Annotated in this window: 14 protein-coding genes; 12 read left to right on the forward strand and 2 right to left on the reverse strand. The window is 69.7% G+C overall.

Features of this window, described 5'->3' with window-relative positions:
• The first annotated feature begins 2 nt into the window (after positions 1–2).
• The 4 genes from mqnC to OG766_RS20660 all read left to right on the forward strand — a co-directional run bounded on the left by mqnC (position 3) and on the right by OG766_RS20660 (position 3,659).
• Complete coding sequence (mqnC, locus tag OG766_RS20645) at positions 3–1,202, forward strand: cyclic dehypoxanthinyl futalosine synthase (protein ID WP_328725945.1); 1,200 nt, start codon at positions 3–5, stop codon at positions 1,200–1,202.
• A 6-nt stretch (positions 1,203–1,208) separates the two neighbouring features.
• On the forward strand, positions 1,209–1,868 hold the full coding sequence (locus OG766_RS20650) for an amidohydrolase family protein (RefSeq protein WP_266381345.1): 660 nt from the start codon (positions 1,209–1,211) through the stop codon (positions 1,866–1,868).
• 167 nt (positions 1,869–2,035) lie between these two features.
• A complete protein-coding gene (locus OG766_RS20655; protein WP_266381347.1) occupies positions 2,036–2,731 on the forward strand; it encodes a demethylmenaquinone methyltransferase in 696 nt (231 codons plus the stop codon).
• A gap of 16 nt (positions 2,732–2,747) precedes the next feature.
• The gene (locus OG766_RS20660; protein ID WP_266381349.1) at positions 2,748–3,659 is read left to right on the forward strand and encodes a glutaminase; all 912 of its coding nucleotides are present in this window, start codon (positions 2,748–2,750) and stop codon (positions 3,657–3,659) included.
• Positions 3,660–3,805: 146 nt separating this feature from the next.
• On the opposite strand, the gene OG766_RS20665 is transcribed toward OG766_RS20660, so the two are convergent.
• Complete coding sequence (locus OG766_RS20665; protein WP_266381351.1) at positions 3,806–4,318, reverse strand: GNAT family N-acetyltransferase; 513 nt, start codon at positions 4,316–4,318, stop codon at positions 3,806–3,808.
• Between the two features lie 99 nt (positions 4,319–4,417).
• Here OG766_RS20665 and OG766_RS20670 point away from each other — a divergent pair, with 99 nt between their 5' ends.
• Together OG766_RS20670 and OG766_RS20675 are read left to right on the forward strand one after the other, a co-directional pair.
• Complete coding sequence (locus tag OG766_RS20670; protein WP_328725946.1) at positions 4,418–5,707, forward strand: geranylgeranyl reductase family protein; 1,290 nt, start codon at positions 4,418–4,420, stop codon at positions 5,705–5,707.
• A 100-nt stretch (positions 5,708–5,807) separates the two neighbouring features.
• Positions 5,808–7,709: a hydroxysqualene dehydroxylase gene (locus OG766_RS20675; RefSeq protein ID WP_328725947.1), complete on the forward strand. Its 1,902-nt coding sequence runs from the start codon at positions 5,808–5,810 to the stop codon at positions 7,707–7,709.
• Positions 7,710–7,788: 79 nt separating this feature from the next.
• Here the strand turns inward: OG766_RS20675 and OG766_RS20680 are convergent, their stop codons facing one another.
• Positions 7,789–8,595 carry a C40 family peptidase gene (locus OG766_RS20680; RefSeq protein ID WP_266381357.1) on the reverse strand — a complete coding sequence of 269 codons (807 nt, stop codon included), beginning with the start codon at positions 8,593–8,595 and terminating at the stop codon, positions 7,789–7,791.
• A 690-nt stretch (positions 8,596–9,285) separates the two neighbouring features.
• Between OG766_RS20680 and OG766_RS20685 the strand changes: the two genes are divergently transcribed.
• From OG766_RS20685 to nuoF, 6 genes are read left to right on the forward strand one after another with little or no spacing between them, the layout of a single operon-like run.
• Positions 9,286–9,645, forward strand: coding sequence for an NADH-quinone oxidoreductase subunit A (locus OG766_RS20685; protein WP_266381359.1), 360 nt, complete (start codon positions 9,286–9,288; stop codon positions 9,643–9,645).
• Positions 9,646–9,675: 30 nt separating this feature from the next.
• A complete protein-coding gene (locus OG766_RS20690; RefSeq protein WP_007383964.1) occupies positions 9,676–10,230 on the forward strand; it encodes a NuoB/complex I 20 kDa subunit family protein in 555 nt (184 codons plus the stop codon).
• Positions 10,227–10,967 carry an NADH-quinone oxidoreductase subunit C gene (locus tag OG766_RS20695; protein ID WP_328725948.1) on the forward strand — a complete coding sequence of 247 codons (741 nt, stop codon included), beginning with the start codon at positions 10,227–10,229 and terminating at the stop codon, positions 10,965–10,967. The genes OG766_RS20690 and OG766_RS20695 overlap by 4 nt, the downstream gene beginning before the upstream one ends.
• Complete coding sequence (locus OG766_RS20700) at positions 10,964–12,286, forward strand: NADH-quinone oxidoreductase subunit D (protein WP_266381364.1); 1,323 nt, start codon at positions 10,964–10,966, stop codon at positions 12,284–12,286. The genes OG766_RS20695 and OG766_RS20700 overlap by 4 nt, the downstream gene beginning before the upstream one ends.
• 17 nt (positions 12,287–12,303) lie before the next feature.
• On the forward strand, positions 12,304–13,110 hold the full coding sequence (nuoE, locus tag OG766_RS20705; protein ID WP_266384334.1) for an NADH-quinone oxidoreductase subunit NuoE: 807 nt from the start codon (positions 12,304–12,306) through the stop codon (positions 13,108–13,110).
• A complete protein-coding gene (gene nuoF, locus OG766_RS20710; RefSeq protein WP_266381367.1) occupies positions 13,110–14,474 on the forward strand; it encodes an NADH-quinone oxidoreductase subunit NuoF in 1,365 nt (454 codons plus the stop codon). The genes nuoE and nuoF overlap by 1 nt, the downstream gene beginning before the upstream one ends.
• The last annotated feature ends 143 nt before the right edge of the window (positions 14,475–14,617 follow it).

Below are 14,617 nucleotides of genomic sequence, written 5' to 3' on the forward strand. Positions count from 1 at the left end.
CGGTGACCCAGAAGGCCGACCTTCAGTCCGTCCTGGACCGTGCCGCCGAGGGCGGACGGATCACCCCCGAGGAAGCGCTCGACCTCTACCGGTCCGCACCCCTGCACGCGCTGGGCAGCGCCGCCGACGCCGTACGCCGCCGCCGTTACGCCGGCACGGAGCACATCGCGACGTACATCATCGAGCGCAACATCAACTACACCAACGTCTGCGTCACGGCCTGCAAGTTCTGCGCCTTCTACGCTCCGCCCAAGGACACCGCCAAGGGCTGGACCCGTGATCTCGACGACATCCTGCGGCGCTGCGCGGAGACGGTGGAGCTGGGCGGCACCCAGATCATGTTCCAGGGCGGCCACCACCCGGACTACGGCGTCGAGTACTACGAGAAGCACTTCGCGGCCATCAAGAAGGACTTCCCGCAGCTCGTCATCCACTCCCTCGGCGCCTCCGAGGTCGAGCACATGGCCCGCATCTCCAAGGTGTCGGTGGAGGAGGCCGTCCAGCGCATCCACGCCGCCGGCCTCGACTCCTTCGCCGGCGCCGGCGCCGAACTGCTCCCGGCGCGCCCGCGCAAGGCGATCGCCCCGCTGAAGGAGTCGGGCGAGCGCTGGCTGGAGATCATGGAGATCGCGCACGGACTCGGGGTCGAGTCGACGTCGACGATGCTGATGGGTACGGGCGAGACCAACGCCGAGCGCATCGAGCATCTGCGGATGATCCGTGACGTACAGGACCGGACGGGCGGCTTCCGGGCCTTCATCCCGTACACGTACCAGCCCGAGAACAACCACCTCAAGGGCCGGACCCAGGCGACGATCTTCGAGTACCTGCGGATCATCGCGGTCGCCCGGCTCTTCTTCGACAACATCGCCCACATCCAGGGCTCGTGGCTGACGACGGGCAAGGAGATCGGCCAGCTGTCGCTGCACTACGGCGCGGACGACCTCGGCTCGATCATGCTGGAGGAGAACGTCGTCTCCTCGGCGGGCGCCAAGCACCGGTCCAACCGGCAGGAGATCATCGACCTGATCCGGAAGGCGGACCGGGTGCCGGCGCAGCGCACGACGACGTACGAGCACATCGTCGTCCACGACGACCCGGCGAACGACCCCGCCGACGACCGCGTCGCCTCGCACATCTCGTCGACGGCCATCGCGGGCGGCACGGCGCATCCCGAGCTGAAGCTGCTCAACGCCAACTGACGTCCCGTGCTGACGATCCACGTCGCCGATCTGCTGCTGCCCGGGGGCGGGCGAGATCCCGTGCCGGATGGCGCGGTCGCCGTCCGGGGCCGGGAGATCGCGGCCGTCGGCCCGTACGAGCAGCTCGCCGCCGCCCACCCGGGCGCCCGGGTGCGCCGCTGGCCCGGTGTCCTGACGCCCGGTCTGTGCAATCCGTACGGCCCCGAACTGCTGGAGCGGGCCTACCACCCCGACCCCCGTGAGGCGGACGACCTCGGCACCGAGCCGCTCACCGGCGAGGCGCTGTCCGCCCTGGGGATGACGGACGCCCGCTGGGGCGCGAGCGCCCGGCGCGGAGCCCAGCGGATGCTGGCGCACGGCACGGTCGCCGTCGCGGGGGACCTGTGGCGCGGCACGGTCGTGGACGCGGTGACCCGGGCGGGACTGCACAGGGAGGAACGCTTCACCGCGCCCCGAGGGACGCCGTCCCTGGACCCGTTCGCCGGACGGCCGCCGGGGGAGGCGTTCCTGGTGCCGCTGGGCCCGGAGGGCGTCGACGCGGACTTCGCCGTCTTCGACGTTCCGGCTGCTTCGGGCGGCGACCCGTACGCCACGCTCGCCATCCATGGCGCCGGCACCTGCGTCGCGACCGTCCTCGCCGGCCGGCTGGTGTACCGGCGGCGGTAGGCGGTCGGGTCACCGGCGGGCCTGTGCCCGTGCCCGTACCGGTGCCCGTGGCCCGTGCCCGTACCGCGCGCGAGCGCGTTTCGGCACGCCCCCGCAGGGGTGCCCGGGGTGTGCCTGAGACAATGGGTGGGTACTGTCCGCACCCGATACTGCGAGGCCGAACGCCAGTGACCCGCGCTTCCCTGGACAAGCAGCCGCACGAAGTCGCCTCGATGTTCGACGATGTCGCGGCGAACTACGACCTCACCAACGATGTGCTCTCGCTCGGCCAGGACCGGCGCTGGCGCAAGGAGGTCGCCAACGCGGTCGGCGCGCGTCCCGCCGAGAAGATCCTCGATCTCGCCGCCGGCACCGGCACGTCGTCGCTGCCCTTCACCCGTACCGGTGCCTACGTCGTGCCCTGCGACTTCTCGCTCGGCATGCTGCGCGAGGGCAAGAAGCGGCACCCGTGGCTGCCGCTGACCGCCGGCGACGCGTCGAGGCTCCCCTTCCGGGACGACGCCTTCGACGCCGTGACGATCTCCTTCGGGCTGCGCAACGTCCAGGACACGGAAGGCGCGCTGCGTGAGCTGCACCGGGTGACGAGGCCCGGCGGACGCGTCGTGATCTGCGAGTTCTCGCATCCGACGTGGGCACCGTTCCGGACCGTGTACGAGGAGTACCTGATGCGGGCGCTGCCGCCGGTGGCCCGCGCGGTCTCGTCCAACCCGGACGCGTACGTCTATCTCGCCGAGTCCATCCAGTCGTGGCCCGAACAGGCGGAACTCGCCGGGCTGCTGCAGAAGGCCGGCTGGTCGAAGGTGGCCTGGCGGAACCTGAGCGGCGGGATCGTCGCACTGCACCGCGGCACCAAGCCCCAGTAGTCCCGGGCCGAGCACCATGGACCACCAGGCGCTCCTGGAGCAGATCGCACGGGACGTCGAGCCGCTCCTCGGCACCGGCACGCCCGCCGAGTACATTCCCGCCCTCGCCGCGGTCGACCCGGGCCGCTTCGGCATGGCCATCGCCGGTCTCGACGGCACCGTGCACGGGGTGGGCGACTGGAAGCGGGCCTTCTCCACCCAGTCCGTCACCAAGGTCTTCGCCCTGGCCCTCGCACTGTCCCTGGGCGGCGACAGCCTCTGGGAGCACGTGGGCAGGGAGCCCTCCGGCAATCCGTTCAACTCCCTGGTGCAGCTGGAGTACGAGAACGGCGTCCCGCGCAATCCGTTCATCAACGCGGGCGCGCTCGTCGTCACCGACCGGCTGCAGACCCTGACCGGCGACGCGAGCAGTGAACTGCTCGAGTTCCTGCGGCAGGAGAGCGGCAATCCGGAGCTGTCCTTCGATCCGGAGGTCGCCGAATCCGAGTCGGCGCACGGCGACCGCAACGCCGCGCTGGCGCACTTCATGGCCTCGTACGGCCACATCGCCAATCCCGTCCCCGCGCTGCTCGACCACTACTTCTGGCAGTGCTCGATCGAGATGAACTGTGCCGATCTGGCCCGTGCGGCCCTCTTCCTGGCCCGCCACGGACTGCGCGCGGACGGCAGCAGGCTGCTGACCCGCAGCGAGGCCAAGCAGATCAACGCGGTGATGCTCACCTGCGGTACGTACGACGCGGCGGGGGAGTTCGCCTACCGGGTCGGGCTGCCGGGCAAGAGCGGGGTCGGCGGCGGCATCGTCGCGGTCGTGCCGGGCCGCTGCACGCTGGGCGTGTGGAGCCCGGGACTGGACAGGCAGGGCAACTCGGTGGCGGGCGTGGCGGCGCTGGACCGGTTCACGACGCTGACGGGGCTGTCCGTCTTCTAGCGCCGGTCACGCGGCACGAGGCACGCCGCACCGGGCACGCGACACTGGGCACGTGGCACGTACGGCGCGGCGCCCGGTGCGGCCCGGACAGCGTGGCACCGCGCCGCACCGCACCGCGCCGCGCCGCACCGCGTGCCAGGACCGGGCTACAACTCCAGCCGGAAGCAGTAGGCCTTGCGTTCGGTGCCCGGGACGCCGAACGTCTCGGCCGCCTCCATGCCCAGCCGTCGCGTCACGGCGATCGACCGCTCGTTGCGGCAGTCGACCATCGCGACCACCGACGGGACCCCGGCCGCCCGCAGCCTCTCCAGCGTGATCCGGGCGGCGGTCGTCACGTACCCGCGTCCCCAGGACGCGCGTGCCAGCCGCCAGCCGATCTCGATCTCGCCGACCGGGCCGAAGGACTCGTGCGGCCACGGCTGCGCGCCGGTGAAGCCGATCACCTCACCCGCCTCGTCGAGCAGCGTCCACAGGCAGAAGCCCCGCTCCGCGTCATGGCGGCGCTGCCGCGCGGTGAACTCCTCGTAGACGGACACCTCGGCGGACCTGCCGCCGTGGAACTCCATGACGTCCGGGTCGTCGAAGACGCGATGCCAGGCGTAGGCGTCCTCCTCGGTCGGGACGCGGAGCTGTACGACGGGGAGAGACGCAGAGGTCATCGCGAGGGAGCCCTTCGTTGGCCGATCAGTACGCCCCCATAGACTGCACATGACCTGTGCCGCCCGGCACGCGAATTCGAGTCTTCGGGAGAACCCGCCGTGACCGAGACGACCCCCTCCGAGCACAGCGCAGATGTGATCGTCGTCGGGGCAGGCCCGGCCGGTTCGACGACGGCGTACTACCTGGCCAAGGCCGGCCTCGACGTACTGCTCCTGGAGAAGACGGCGTTCCCGCGCGAGAAGGTCTGCGGTGACGGGCTCACGCCCCGCGCCACCAAGCAACTCGTCGCGATGGGCATCGACATCTCCGAAGAGGCCGGCTGGCTCCGCAACAAGGGCCTGCGGATCATCGGCGGTGGCGTACGGCTCCAGTTGGACTGGCCGGAGCTCGCCAGCTACCCGGACTACGGTCTCGTCCGCAAGCGTGACGACTTCGACGAGCAGCTGGCACGGCAGGCGCAGAAGGCGGGTGCGCGGCTGTACGAGCGCTGCAACGTGGGCGCGCCGCTGATCGACGACCGCACGGGACGCATCACGGGTGTGGAGGCCAAGCTCGGCGAGGAGAAGACCCCGGTCACCTTCCACGCCCCGCTCGTCGTCGCCGCCGACGGCAACTCCTCCCGGATCTCGCTGGCGATGGGCCTGCACCGCCGCGAGGACCGCCCGATGGGTGTCGCGGTCCGTACGTACTTCACCAGCCCCCGGCACGACGACGACTACCTGGAGTCCTGGCTGGAGCTGTGGGACCGGCGCGGCCCCGGCGAGGACCGGCTGCTGCCCGGCTACGGCTGGATCTTCGGCATGGGCGACGGCACCTCCAACGTCGGCCTCGGCGTCCTCAACACCTCCGCCTCCTTCAAGGAGCTGGACTGGCGCGAGGTCCTCAAGGCCTGGTGCGCCTCGATGCCGGAGGACTGGGGTTACGTACCCGACAACATGACGGGCCCGATCCGCGGCGCCGCGCTCCCCATGGCCTTCAACCGGCAGCCGCACTACACCAAGGGCCTGCTGCTGGTCGGCGACGCGGGCGGCCTGGTCAACCCCTTCAACGGCGAAGGCATCGCGTACGCCATGGAGTCCGGCCAGATCGCCGCGGACGTCATCGTCCAGGCCCACGCCCGGGCCACCCCCGCCCAGCGCGAACTGGCCCTCCACAACTACCCGAAGGTCCTCAAGGACACCTACGGCGGCTACTACACACTGGGCCGCGCCTTCGTGAAGCTCATCGGCAACCCGAGGGTCATGAAGATCGCGACCCAGCGCGGTCTGACGCACCCGGTGCTGATGAAGTTCACGCTGAAGATGCTCGCGAACCTGACGGACCCGTCGGGCGGCGACGCGATGGACCGCATCATCAACGGGCTGAGCAAGGTGGCTCCGAAGGCCTGACACGCACCGTGAGCGTGGGGCGAACGCAGTGTGAGGATGCTGTGGGCGCCCCTCCGCGGCGCTTCCGGGAGGCCACGGGCGTCCCTAGCCTGCGGTGTCCATGACGGACAGTGGACAGACCGCCGGCGGACAGACTGCCGACGGACGGACCGCAGCTGCGCACACGGCCGGTGGGCAGACGGCAGGCGTACCGACCGCCGGTGTAGGGACCGCCGTCGGCCGGACCCGGAGACGCTTCCTGGCGGCCACCGGTGGCGCCGTCGGTGCTGCCGCCTTCGCGACGACCTCCCGGGCGGCGGCGACGCCCTCAGCCGCGGGCCGTACCGTCGCCGTGCTCGGCGGCGGGGTGTCCGGACTGAGCGCCGCACATGAACTCGCCGAGCGCGGCTATGCCGTGACCGTGTACGAGTACCACGACGTGCTCGGCGGCAAGGCCCGCTCCATGGACGTACCCGGCACCGGCAGCGGTGGCCGCAAACCGCTTCCGGGGGAGCACGGCTTCCGTTTCTTCCCCGGCTTCTACCGGAACCTGCCGGACACGATGCGCCGCATCCCCTTCCCCGGCAACCCCGGTGGCGTACGCGGCAATCTGCGCAACGCCACCGAGGAACTCTTCGCCCGCGAGGCGGGCCGGCCGGATCTGCACTTCCCGCTACGGCGCCTGACGACCCCGCCGCGCCTCGGCGATCTCACCACGACGTGGATCCGCGACGAGGTGACGGCCGCGCTCGACACCGCGACGAAACTGCCCGCGCACGAGGCCGCGTACTTCGCCAACCGTCTTCTCGTCCATCTGACCAGCTGCGACGCCCGCCGCGAGAGCGAGTGGGAGGCCACGTCATGGTGGGACTTCATCCGGGCGGGGGACTTCGGCGACGAGTACCGGATCCTGCTCGGCATCGGCCAGACCCGCAATCTCGTCGCGACGCGCGCCCAGGAGGCGTCCACCCGTACGGTCGGCCGCGTGATCATCGAGGCGCTGATCCTGTGGGGTCTGCTCGGCCGTGGTCTCGACGGTGACGACGCGGACATCGACCGGGTGCTGAACGCCCCCACGTCCGAGGCGTGGATCGACCCCTGGCGTGCCCATCTCACCACGCTGGGTGTGCAGTTCGTGTTCTCCAGCGACGTACGAGAGGTGCTGTACGCCGACGGCCGGGTCACCGGCGTACGGGTCACCGACCCCGACGGGTCGCGTCCGCGCACCGTCACGGCCGACCACTACGTCCAGGCGATGCCCGTGGAGCACGCCCGGCGCACCTGGGGTGCCGCCCTGCGCGTCGCCGACCCGCAGCTGGCCCGCTGCGACGAGCTCCGCACCGACTGGATGACGGGCATCATGTTCTATACGCGACGGAAAGTTCCGCTTGTCCACGGACACGTCAATTGCCTGGATTCGCCATGGTCGGTGACCGCCATCGACCAGGCACAGTTCTGGGACGGCCGCGACTTCGCCGCCGACTACGGGGACGGCACCGCGCTCGACTGCGTGTCGGCGATCGTGTCGGAGTGGGACCGCCCGGGGATCCTGTACGGCAAGCCGGCCCGCGCCTGCACGCGCGAGGAGATCGTCGAGGAGTGCTGGGCGCAGCTGAAGGACGGGGTGAACGACGCGGGGCGGACGCTCATCGAGGACGCCGACCGGGTGGCGTGGTTCATGGACCCGGCGGTCACCGGGCTCGGTGGCCCCGATCCGCAGAACCGCGAGCCGCTGTTCATCCATCCGACCGGCACCTGGCATCTGCGCCCCACCGCCCGTACCGCCGTCCCGAATCTCTTCCTCGCGGGCGACTACGTACGGACGGACGTGGACCTGGCGACGATGGAGGGCGCCAACGAGTCCGCGCGGCGGGCCGTCAACGCCCTCCTCGACCGGGACGGTTCGGACGCCCCGCGCTGCAGGGTGTGGGAGCTGTACCGCCCGCCGGAGCTGGAACCGCTCAAGCGGGTGGACGAGGTCCGCTTCCGCCTCGGTCTGCCGAACACCTTCGACCTGGGGTGACGAGGCGGTGAGGACCGCAAGGGCGCACGAGAAAGGCCACCGCCCCCCGAGGGGAGCGGTGGCCTTCGCCGGGATGCGCTCAGAGCACGCGGACCGCACCGCTCGCGGGGTAGCCCGACAGGTCCTGGATGACGACGCCCTTGCTGGGGTTGGCGGCGTCGAGGTACTGGCCGTCGCCGATGTAGACGCCGGTGTGGTACGCCGAGCCGGCGCCGCCCCAGTACAGGATGTCGCCGACCTGGATGTTGTCGAGGGAGACCGGGGTACCGGCCAGCGACTGGTCCTGGGAGACGCGCGGGAGGTCGATGCCCACCTGGCGGAACGCGGCCTGGACGAGGCTGGAGCAGTCCCACGAGTTGGGGCCGGTGGCGCCCATGACGTAGGCGTCGCCGAGCTGTGCCTTCAGGAAGGCGATGACGGTCGCGGCGGAGCCGGTCGCGTTGGAGACGCCCTGGGAGGAGCCGGAGGCGGAGAGGGTGGTGCGCTCCGAGGAGCGGGAGGAGCGCTCCTGGGCCTCGGCGCGGGCGGCCTCCTCGGCCTTCTTCACGGCCTCGGCCTTGCGGTCTGCCTCGTCCTTGGCCTTCTTCGCGGCCTTGGCGGCCTTCGCGGCGGCGGCGTTCTCCTGGGTCTGAAGATTCAGATCCAGGGCGGCCTGCTGGGTCGCCTCGGCGGAGAGGGCGACCGCGCTCGCGAGCTCGGGGGTGTCGAAGGTGAGGGCGGGCATCTCGATGGTCTCGGTCACCGGCTCGGCGTTCGCCGGCCCGGCGCTTCCGGCCACCGCGAGGGTGCTGAGGACGCCACCGGCAACTCCGGCCCGCAGCGCGAGCGTCGAGGCGCTGCGAGGGCGGGGCTTCCGGTGGCTACGTATGTGAGCGGTGTGGGACATGAGTACAACCGCTATCAGGGCTTCACGGTTCCCTTCAAGAAACGTGCTTTGCGCCACAGTTGTGCGCGGAGGCGCCGAATCCGCTTCCCTGAGACCCTTATTGACGCCGTAACGGGCAAAACGGGCATGGGTGATCAGGGCCATGATCATGGGCTTTCAGAAAAAGGTCCGGATTGCCCGCCACCTACCACCCCCTCGTACCGATGGCCAAGCCCCGGTTTTCGGGGTCCCCGTCCGAGTGGTACAGGTCACAGAGTGATCACGCTCGAAGGTGGGTCCGGGCGCTCGTGAATGTGTGCACGCGTCCACTCCCGTCCAGGCATCCCCTCGCCCGGGTGACGGCCGTCCCTTATCACCCGGTCCGGCCCCTCGCGAATTTGCCTGGACGTCCGGTGGCTGGTAGGCGCGCCCGCCCCTGACCAGCGGTAACGATGGAGTTGGTCACCTTTTGTAATCGCTCGTGCGCTTCCCGTATGAAGATCACCGCTCATCCGACTTCATGATCCTTCGTCAGGTGGTGGAGATCACAAAGTCGTTGCCGTACCCCGTGTCGCAGATCACAGACCAGCAGGCATAGGATGCGGAGCAGTCGGGCTTGTGAACTGCCTCACATGTAGGTGATCTTCGTGGGGTGGGTCGCGGGGCCCGGTGCGGTCCAACGGTCAAGGACGACTGGAAGGAGCGAGGAGCGTGAATGCCTATACGCCCATCCTCGTGCTCGGCGCCCTAGGGGCAGGCTTCGCGATCTTCTCCGTGGTCATGGCCACGCTTATCGGTCCGAAGCGCTACAACCGCGCGAAGCTCGAGGCCTATGAGTGCGGTATCGAGCCGACGCCGACGCCGGCCGGAGGGGGCCGCTTCCCCATCAAGTACTACCTGACGGCGATGCTCTTCATCATCTTCGATATCGAGATCGTCTTCCTCTACCCCTGGGCCGTCACCTTCGACGCCCTGGGGATCTTCGGGCTCGTGGAGATGCTGCTCTTCGTGCTCACCGTCTTCGTCGCCTACGCCTACGTCTGGCGGCGCGGCGGCCTGGAATGGGACTGAAGGGCTACTGAGGGGCTGAGGAGCACACCAATGGGACTCGAAGAGAAACTGCCGAGCGGCTTTCTGCTGACCACCGTCGAACAGGCCGCGGGCTGGGTGCGCAAGGCGTCCGTCTTCCCCGCCACCTTCGGTCTGGCCTGCTGCGCCATCGAGATGATGACGACCGGCGCCGGCCGCTACGACCTGGCCCGCTTCGGCATGGAGGTCTTCCGCGGCTCGCCGCGGCAGGCCGACCTGATGATCGTGGCCGGGCGGGTGAGCCAGAAGATGGCGCCCGTCCTGCGGCAGGTCTACGACCAGATGCCCAATCCCAAGTGGGTGATTTCCATGGGGGTTTGCGCATCTTCGGGCGGAATGTTCAACAATTACGCGATTGTGCAGGGTGTTGACCACATTGTTCCCGTTGACATCTATTTGCCGGGCTGCCCTCCGCGGCCGGAGATGCTGATGGACGCCATCCTCAAGCTCCACCAGAAGATCCAGAGCTCCAAGCTCGGTGTGAACGCGGAGGAAGCGGCCCGCGAGGCGGAGGAAGCGGCCCTCAAGGCGCTCCCGACGATCGAGATGAAGGGGCTGCTGCGATGAGCGACGCACGCGACGACCAGCCGAACCCCGAGAAGGAACTCAGCGAGCAGAACCTGCCGGGGCAGCGCGGTGAGCACGGCGAGGAGATCCGGGTCCAGCGCGGCATGTTCGGCGCCGCGGGCGGCGGCGACACCTCCGGCTACGGCGGGCTCGTCCGCTCCGTACGGCTGCCAGGCCCGGCCACGCGCCCCTACGGCGGCTGGTTCGACGAGGTCGCCGACGAACTCGAGGGCGCCCTGGAGGAACAGGACCTCGTCCCCGAGAACGCGATCGAGAAGACCGTCGTCGACCGGGACGAGCTCACCTTCCACATCACCCGCGAGCACCTCGTCCGCGTCGCCAGGACCCTGCGCGACGACCCGGCGCTGCGCTTCGAGCTCTGCACGGGGGTGAGCGGCGTCCACTACCCCGGAGACAAGGGCCGCGAGCTGCACGCCGTCTACCACCTGCGCTCGCTCACCCACGGCCGGCTGATCCGCGTGGAGGTCAGCGCCCCGGACGCGGACCCGCACATCCCGTCCCTCGTCGAGGTCTATCCGACCAACGACTGGCACGAGCGCGAGGCCTACGACTTCTTCGGCCTGATCTTCGACGGCCACCCCGCCCTCACCCGGATCATGATGCCGGACGACTGGCAGGGCTTCCCGCAGCGCAAGGACTATCCCCTCGGCGGCATCCCCGTCGAGTACAAGGGCGCCCAGATCCCGGCTCCGGACCAGCGGAGGTCGTACTCGTGACAACACCGTCCGCATCCGCACGTGAGACGACCGAGGGGACTGTATATACAGTCACCGGCGGCGACTGGGACGAGGTCGCCCGGTCCGCGGCCAAGGCCGACGACGAGCGCATCGTCGTCAACATGGGTCCGCAGCACCCGTCCACCCACGGTGTGCTCCGGCTGATCCTGGAGATCGACGGCGAGACCGTCACCGAGGCCCGCTGCGGTATCGGCTACCTCCACACCGGCATCGAGAAGAACCTCGAGTACCGGACCTGGACGCAGGGCACCACCTTCGTCACGCGCATGGACTACCTCACGCCGTTCTTCAACGAGACGGCGTACTGCCTCGCGGTGGAGAAGCTGCTCGGCATCGAGGACCAGATCCCCGACCGGGCGTCGGTCCTCCGCGTGCTCCTCATGGAGCTGAACCGGCTCTCGTCCCACCTGGTGTGCATCGCCACGGGCGGCATGGAGCTCGGCGCCACCACGATCATGATCTACGGATTCCGTGATCGTGAACTGATTCTCGACATCTACGAGCTCATCACCGGCCTGCGGATGAACCACGCGTACATCCGCCCCGGCGGGCTCGCCCAGGACCTGCCGCCGGGCGCCGTGGACCAGATCCGCGAGTTCGTGAAGAAGATGAAGAAGAACCTTCCCGAGTACGACAAGCTCGCCACCGGGAACCCGATCTTCAAGGCCCGGATGCAGGACATCGGCTACCTCGACCTGGCGGGCTGCATGGCCCTCGGCGCGACCGGACCGATCCTGCGCTCCACCGGCCTCCCGCACGACCTGCGCAAGACCGATCCGTACTGCGGCTACGAGACGTACGACTTCGACGTCCCGACCGCTGACAGCTGCGACTCCTACGGCCGCTTCCTCATCCGGCTGGAGGAGATGCGGCAGTCGCTGCGGATCGTCGAGCAGTGCCTGGACCGGCTCACCCCCGGCCCGGTGATGGTCGAGGACAAGAAGATCGCCTGGCCCGCGCAGCTCGCGCTCGGCCCGGACGGCCTCGGCAACTCCCTCGACCACATCAAGAAGATCATGGGCACCTCCATGGAGGCCCTGATCCACCACTTCAAGCTGGTGACCGAGGGCTTCCGGGTCCCCGCCGGCCAGGCGTACGCGGCCGTCGAGTCGCCCAAGGGCGAACTCGGCGTCCATGTCGTCTCCGACGGCGGCACCCGCCCCTACCGGGTCCACTTCCGCGACCCGTCCTTCACCAATCTGCAGTCCATGGCGGCGATGTGCGAGGGCGGCATGGTCGCCGACGTCATCGTCGCCGTGGCGTCCATCGACCCCGTGATGGGAGGCGTCGACCGGTGACAGACGTATCGCTCGGGATGCCACAGCTCCCCGCCCCGCACTACCCGGCGGAGGTGCGCACGAGGCTGGAGACGGACGCCCGGCAGATCATCGACCGCTACCCGGACAGCCGGTCCGCGCTGCTGCCGCTGCTCCACCTCGTGCAGTCGGAGGAGGGCTATGTCACCCGCACCGGCATGCGGTTCTGCGCGGACATGCTGGATCTGACGACGGCGGAGGTCACCGCGGTCGCCACCTTCTACTCCATGTACCGCCGCAAGCCGTCCGGTGACTACCAGGTCGGTGTCTGCACCAACACCCTCTGCGCGGTGATGGGCGGCGACGCGATCTTCGACGAACTCAAGGAGCACCTCGGCGTCGGCAACGGCGGGACCACCGAGGACGGCAAGGTCACCCTTGAGCACATCGAGTGCAACGCGGCCTGCGACTTCGCGCCCGTCGTGATGGTCAACTGGGAGTTCTTCGACAACCAGACTCCCGAGTCGGCACGCAGGCTCGTCGACGACCTGCGGGCGGGAGCGACCGTCGAACCCACCCGCGGCGCTCCGCTGTGCACCTTCAAGGAGACCTCCCGCATCCTGGCCGGCTTCCCCGACGAGCGCCCCGGCGCCGTCGAGGCCACCGGCGGAGCGGGCCCCGCCTCCCTGGTCGGCCTGCGGCTGGCCAAGGGCGAGTCGCCGCAGCCCCGCGTGGTCCACCCGCGCGGCGCCGCCCCGCAGGGCGAGTCGGCGGCCGAGCACCTCAGCTCCCACGACGCCCCGCAGCACACGTCCGAGTCCGACCCCGCGCACCCCGCGGGCCCGGTTTCCGAGGAGGGGGAGTGATGACCGTGTCCACCGAGTACGGGCCGGAGGCCGGCGGCGGGACGAGCCCCGAGAAACTGCTCGCGCCCGTCCTGTCCGCCTTCTGGGACCAGCCCGAGTCCTGGACGCTGGACACCTATCGGAGCCACGAGGGCTACGAGGGTCTGCGCAAGGCCCTCGCGATGGCCCCGGACGACCTCATCGCCTACGTCAAGGACTCCGGTCTGCGCGGCCGCGGCGGCGCCGGCTTCCCCACCGGAATGAAGTGGCAGTTCATTCCGCAGGGCGACGGCAAGCCCCACTACCTCGTTGTCAACGCCGACGAGTCGGAGCCCGGGACCTGCAAGGACATCCCGCTCCTCTTCGCCAACCCGCATTCCCTCATCGAGGGGATCGTGATCGCCTGCTACGCGATCCGGTCGAACCATGCCTTCATCTATCTGCGCGGCGAGGTCGTCCCCGTACTGCGCAGGCTGCAGGAGGCCGTGCGCGAGGCGTACGAGGCCGGCTACCTCGGCAAGGACATCCTGGGCAGCGGACTCGACCTCGAACTCACCGTGCACGCGGGTGCGGGCGCGTACATCTGCGGTGAGGAGACCGCGCTGCTGGACTCCCTGGAAGGCCGGCGCGGCCAGCCCCGGCTGCGTCCCCCCTTCCCCGCGGTCGCCGGTCTGTACGCGTGCCCCACTGTGGTGAACAACGTCGAGTCCATCGCGTCCGTTCCCGCGATCCTCCACCGGGGCAAGGACTGGTTCCGTTCGATGGGCAGCGAGAAGTCCCCCGGCTTCACGCTGTACTCGCTGAGCGGCCATGTCGCGCGGCCCGGGCAGTACGAGGGCCCGCTCGGGATCACCCTGCGCCAGCTGCTCGACATGAGCGGCGGCATGCGCCCGGGCCACCGGCTGAAGTTCTGGACCCCGGGCGGCTCCTCGACCCCGATGTTCACCGACGAACACCTCGACGTCCCGCTGGACTACGAGGGTGTGGGCGCCGCCGGATCGATGCTCGGCACCAAGGCGCTGCAGTGCTTCGACGAGACGACGTGCGTGGTGCGCGCGGTGACGAGGTGGACCGAGTTCTACGCCCACGAGTCCTGCGGAAAGTGCACGCCCTGCCGCGAAGGCACCTACTGGCTCGTCCAGTTGCTGCACGACATCGAGGACGGCAAGGGCGCCATGGAGGACCTCGACAAGCTGAACGACATCGCCGACAACATCAACGGCAAGTCGTTCTGCGCCCTCGGTGACGGTGCCGCCGCGCCGATCTTCTCCTCGCTGAAGTACTTCCGTGACGAGTACGAGCAGCACATCAGCGGCCGGGGCTGCCCCTTCGACCCCGCGAGGTCCACGGCCTGGGCCGACAACGACCTGGAGGTGCCGGCATGACTCCGCTCTCCTCGCCGATTCCTCTCCGCGGCCACGCCGCGGGCCGCCTCGGGGGCGGCCCGTCCCGGCCCGTCGAGTGCCATCTGGAGGCTGTCCGCATGACTGTGGCCCATGCGCCGAACCCAGGCCGCGGCTCCGCCGTG

Source organism: Streptomyces sp. NBC_00259 (assembly GCF_036181745.1).
Lineage (GTDB): Bacteria > Actinomycetota > Actinomycetes > Streptomycetales > Streptomycetaceae > Streptomyces > Streptomyces pratisoli.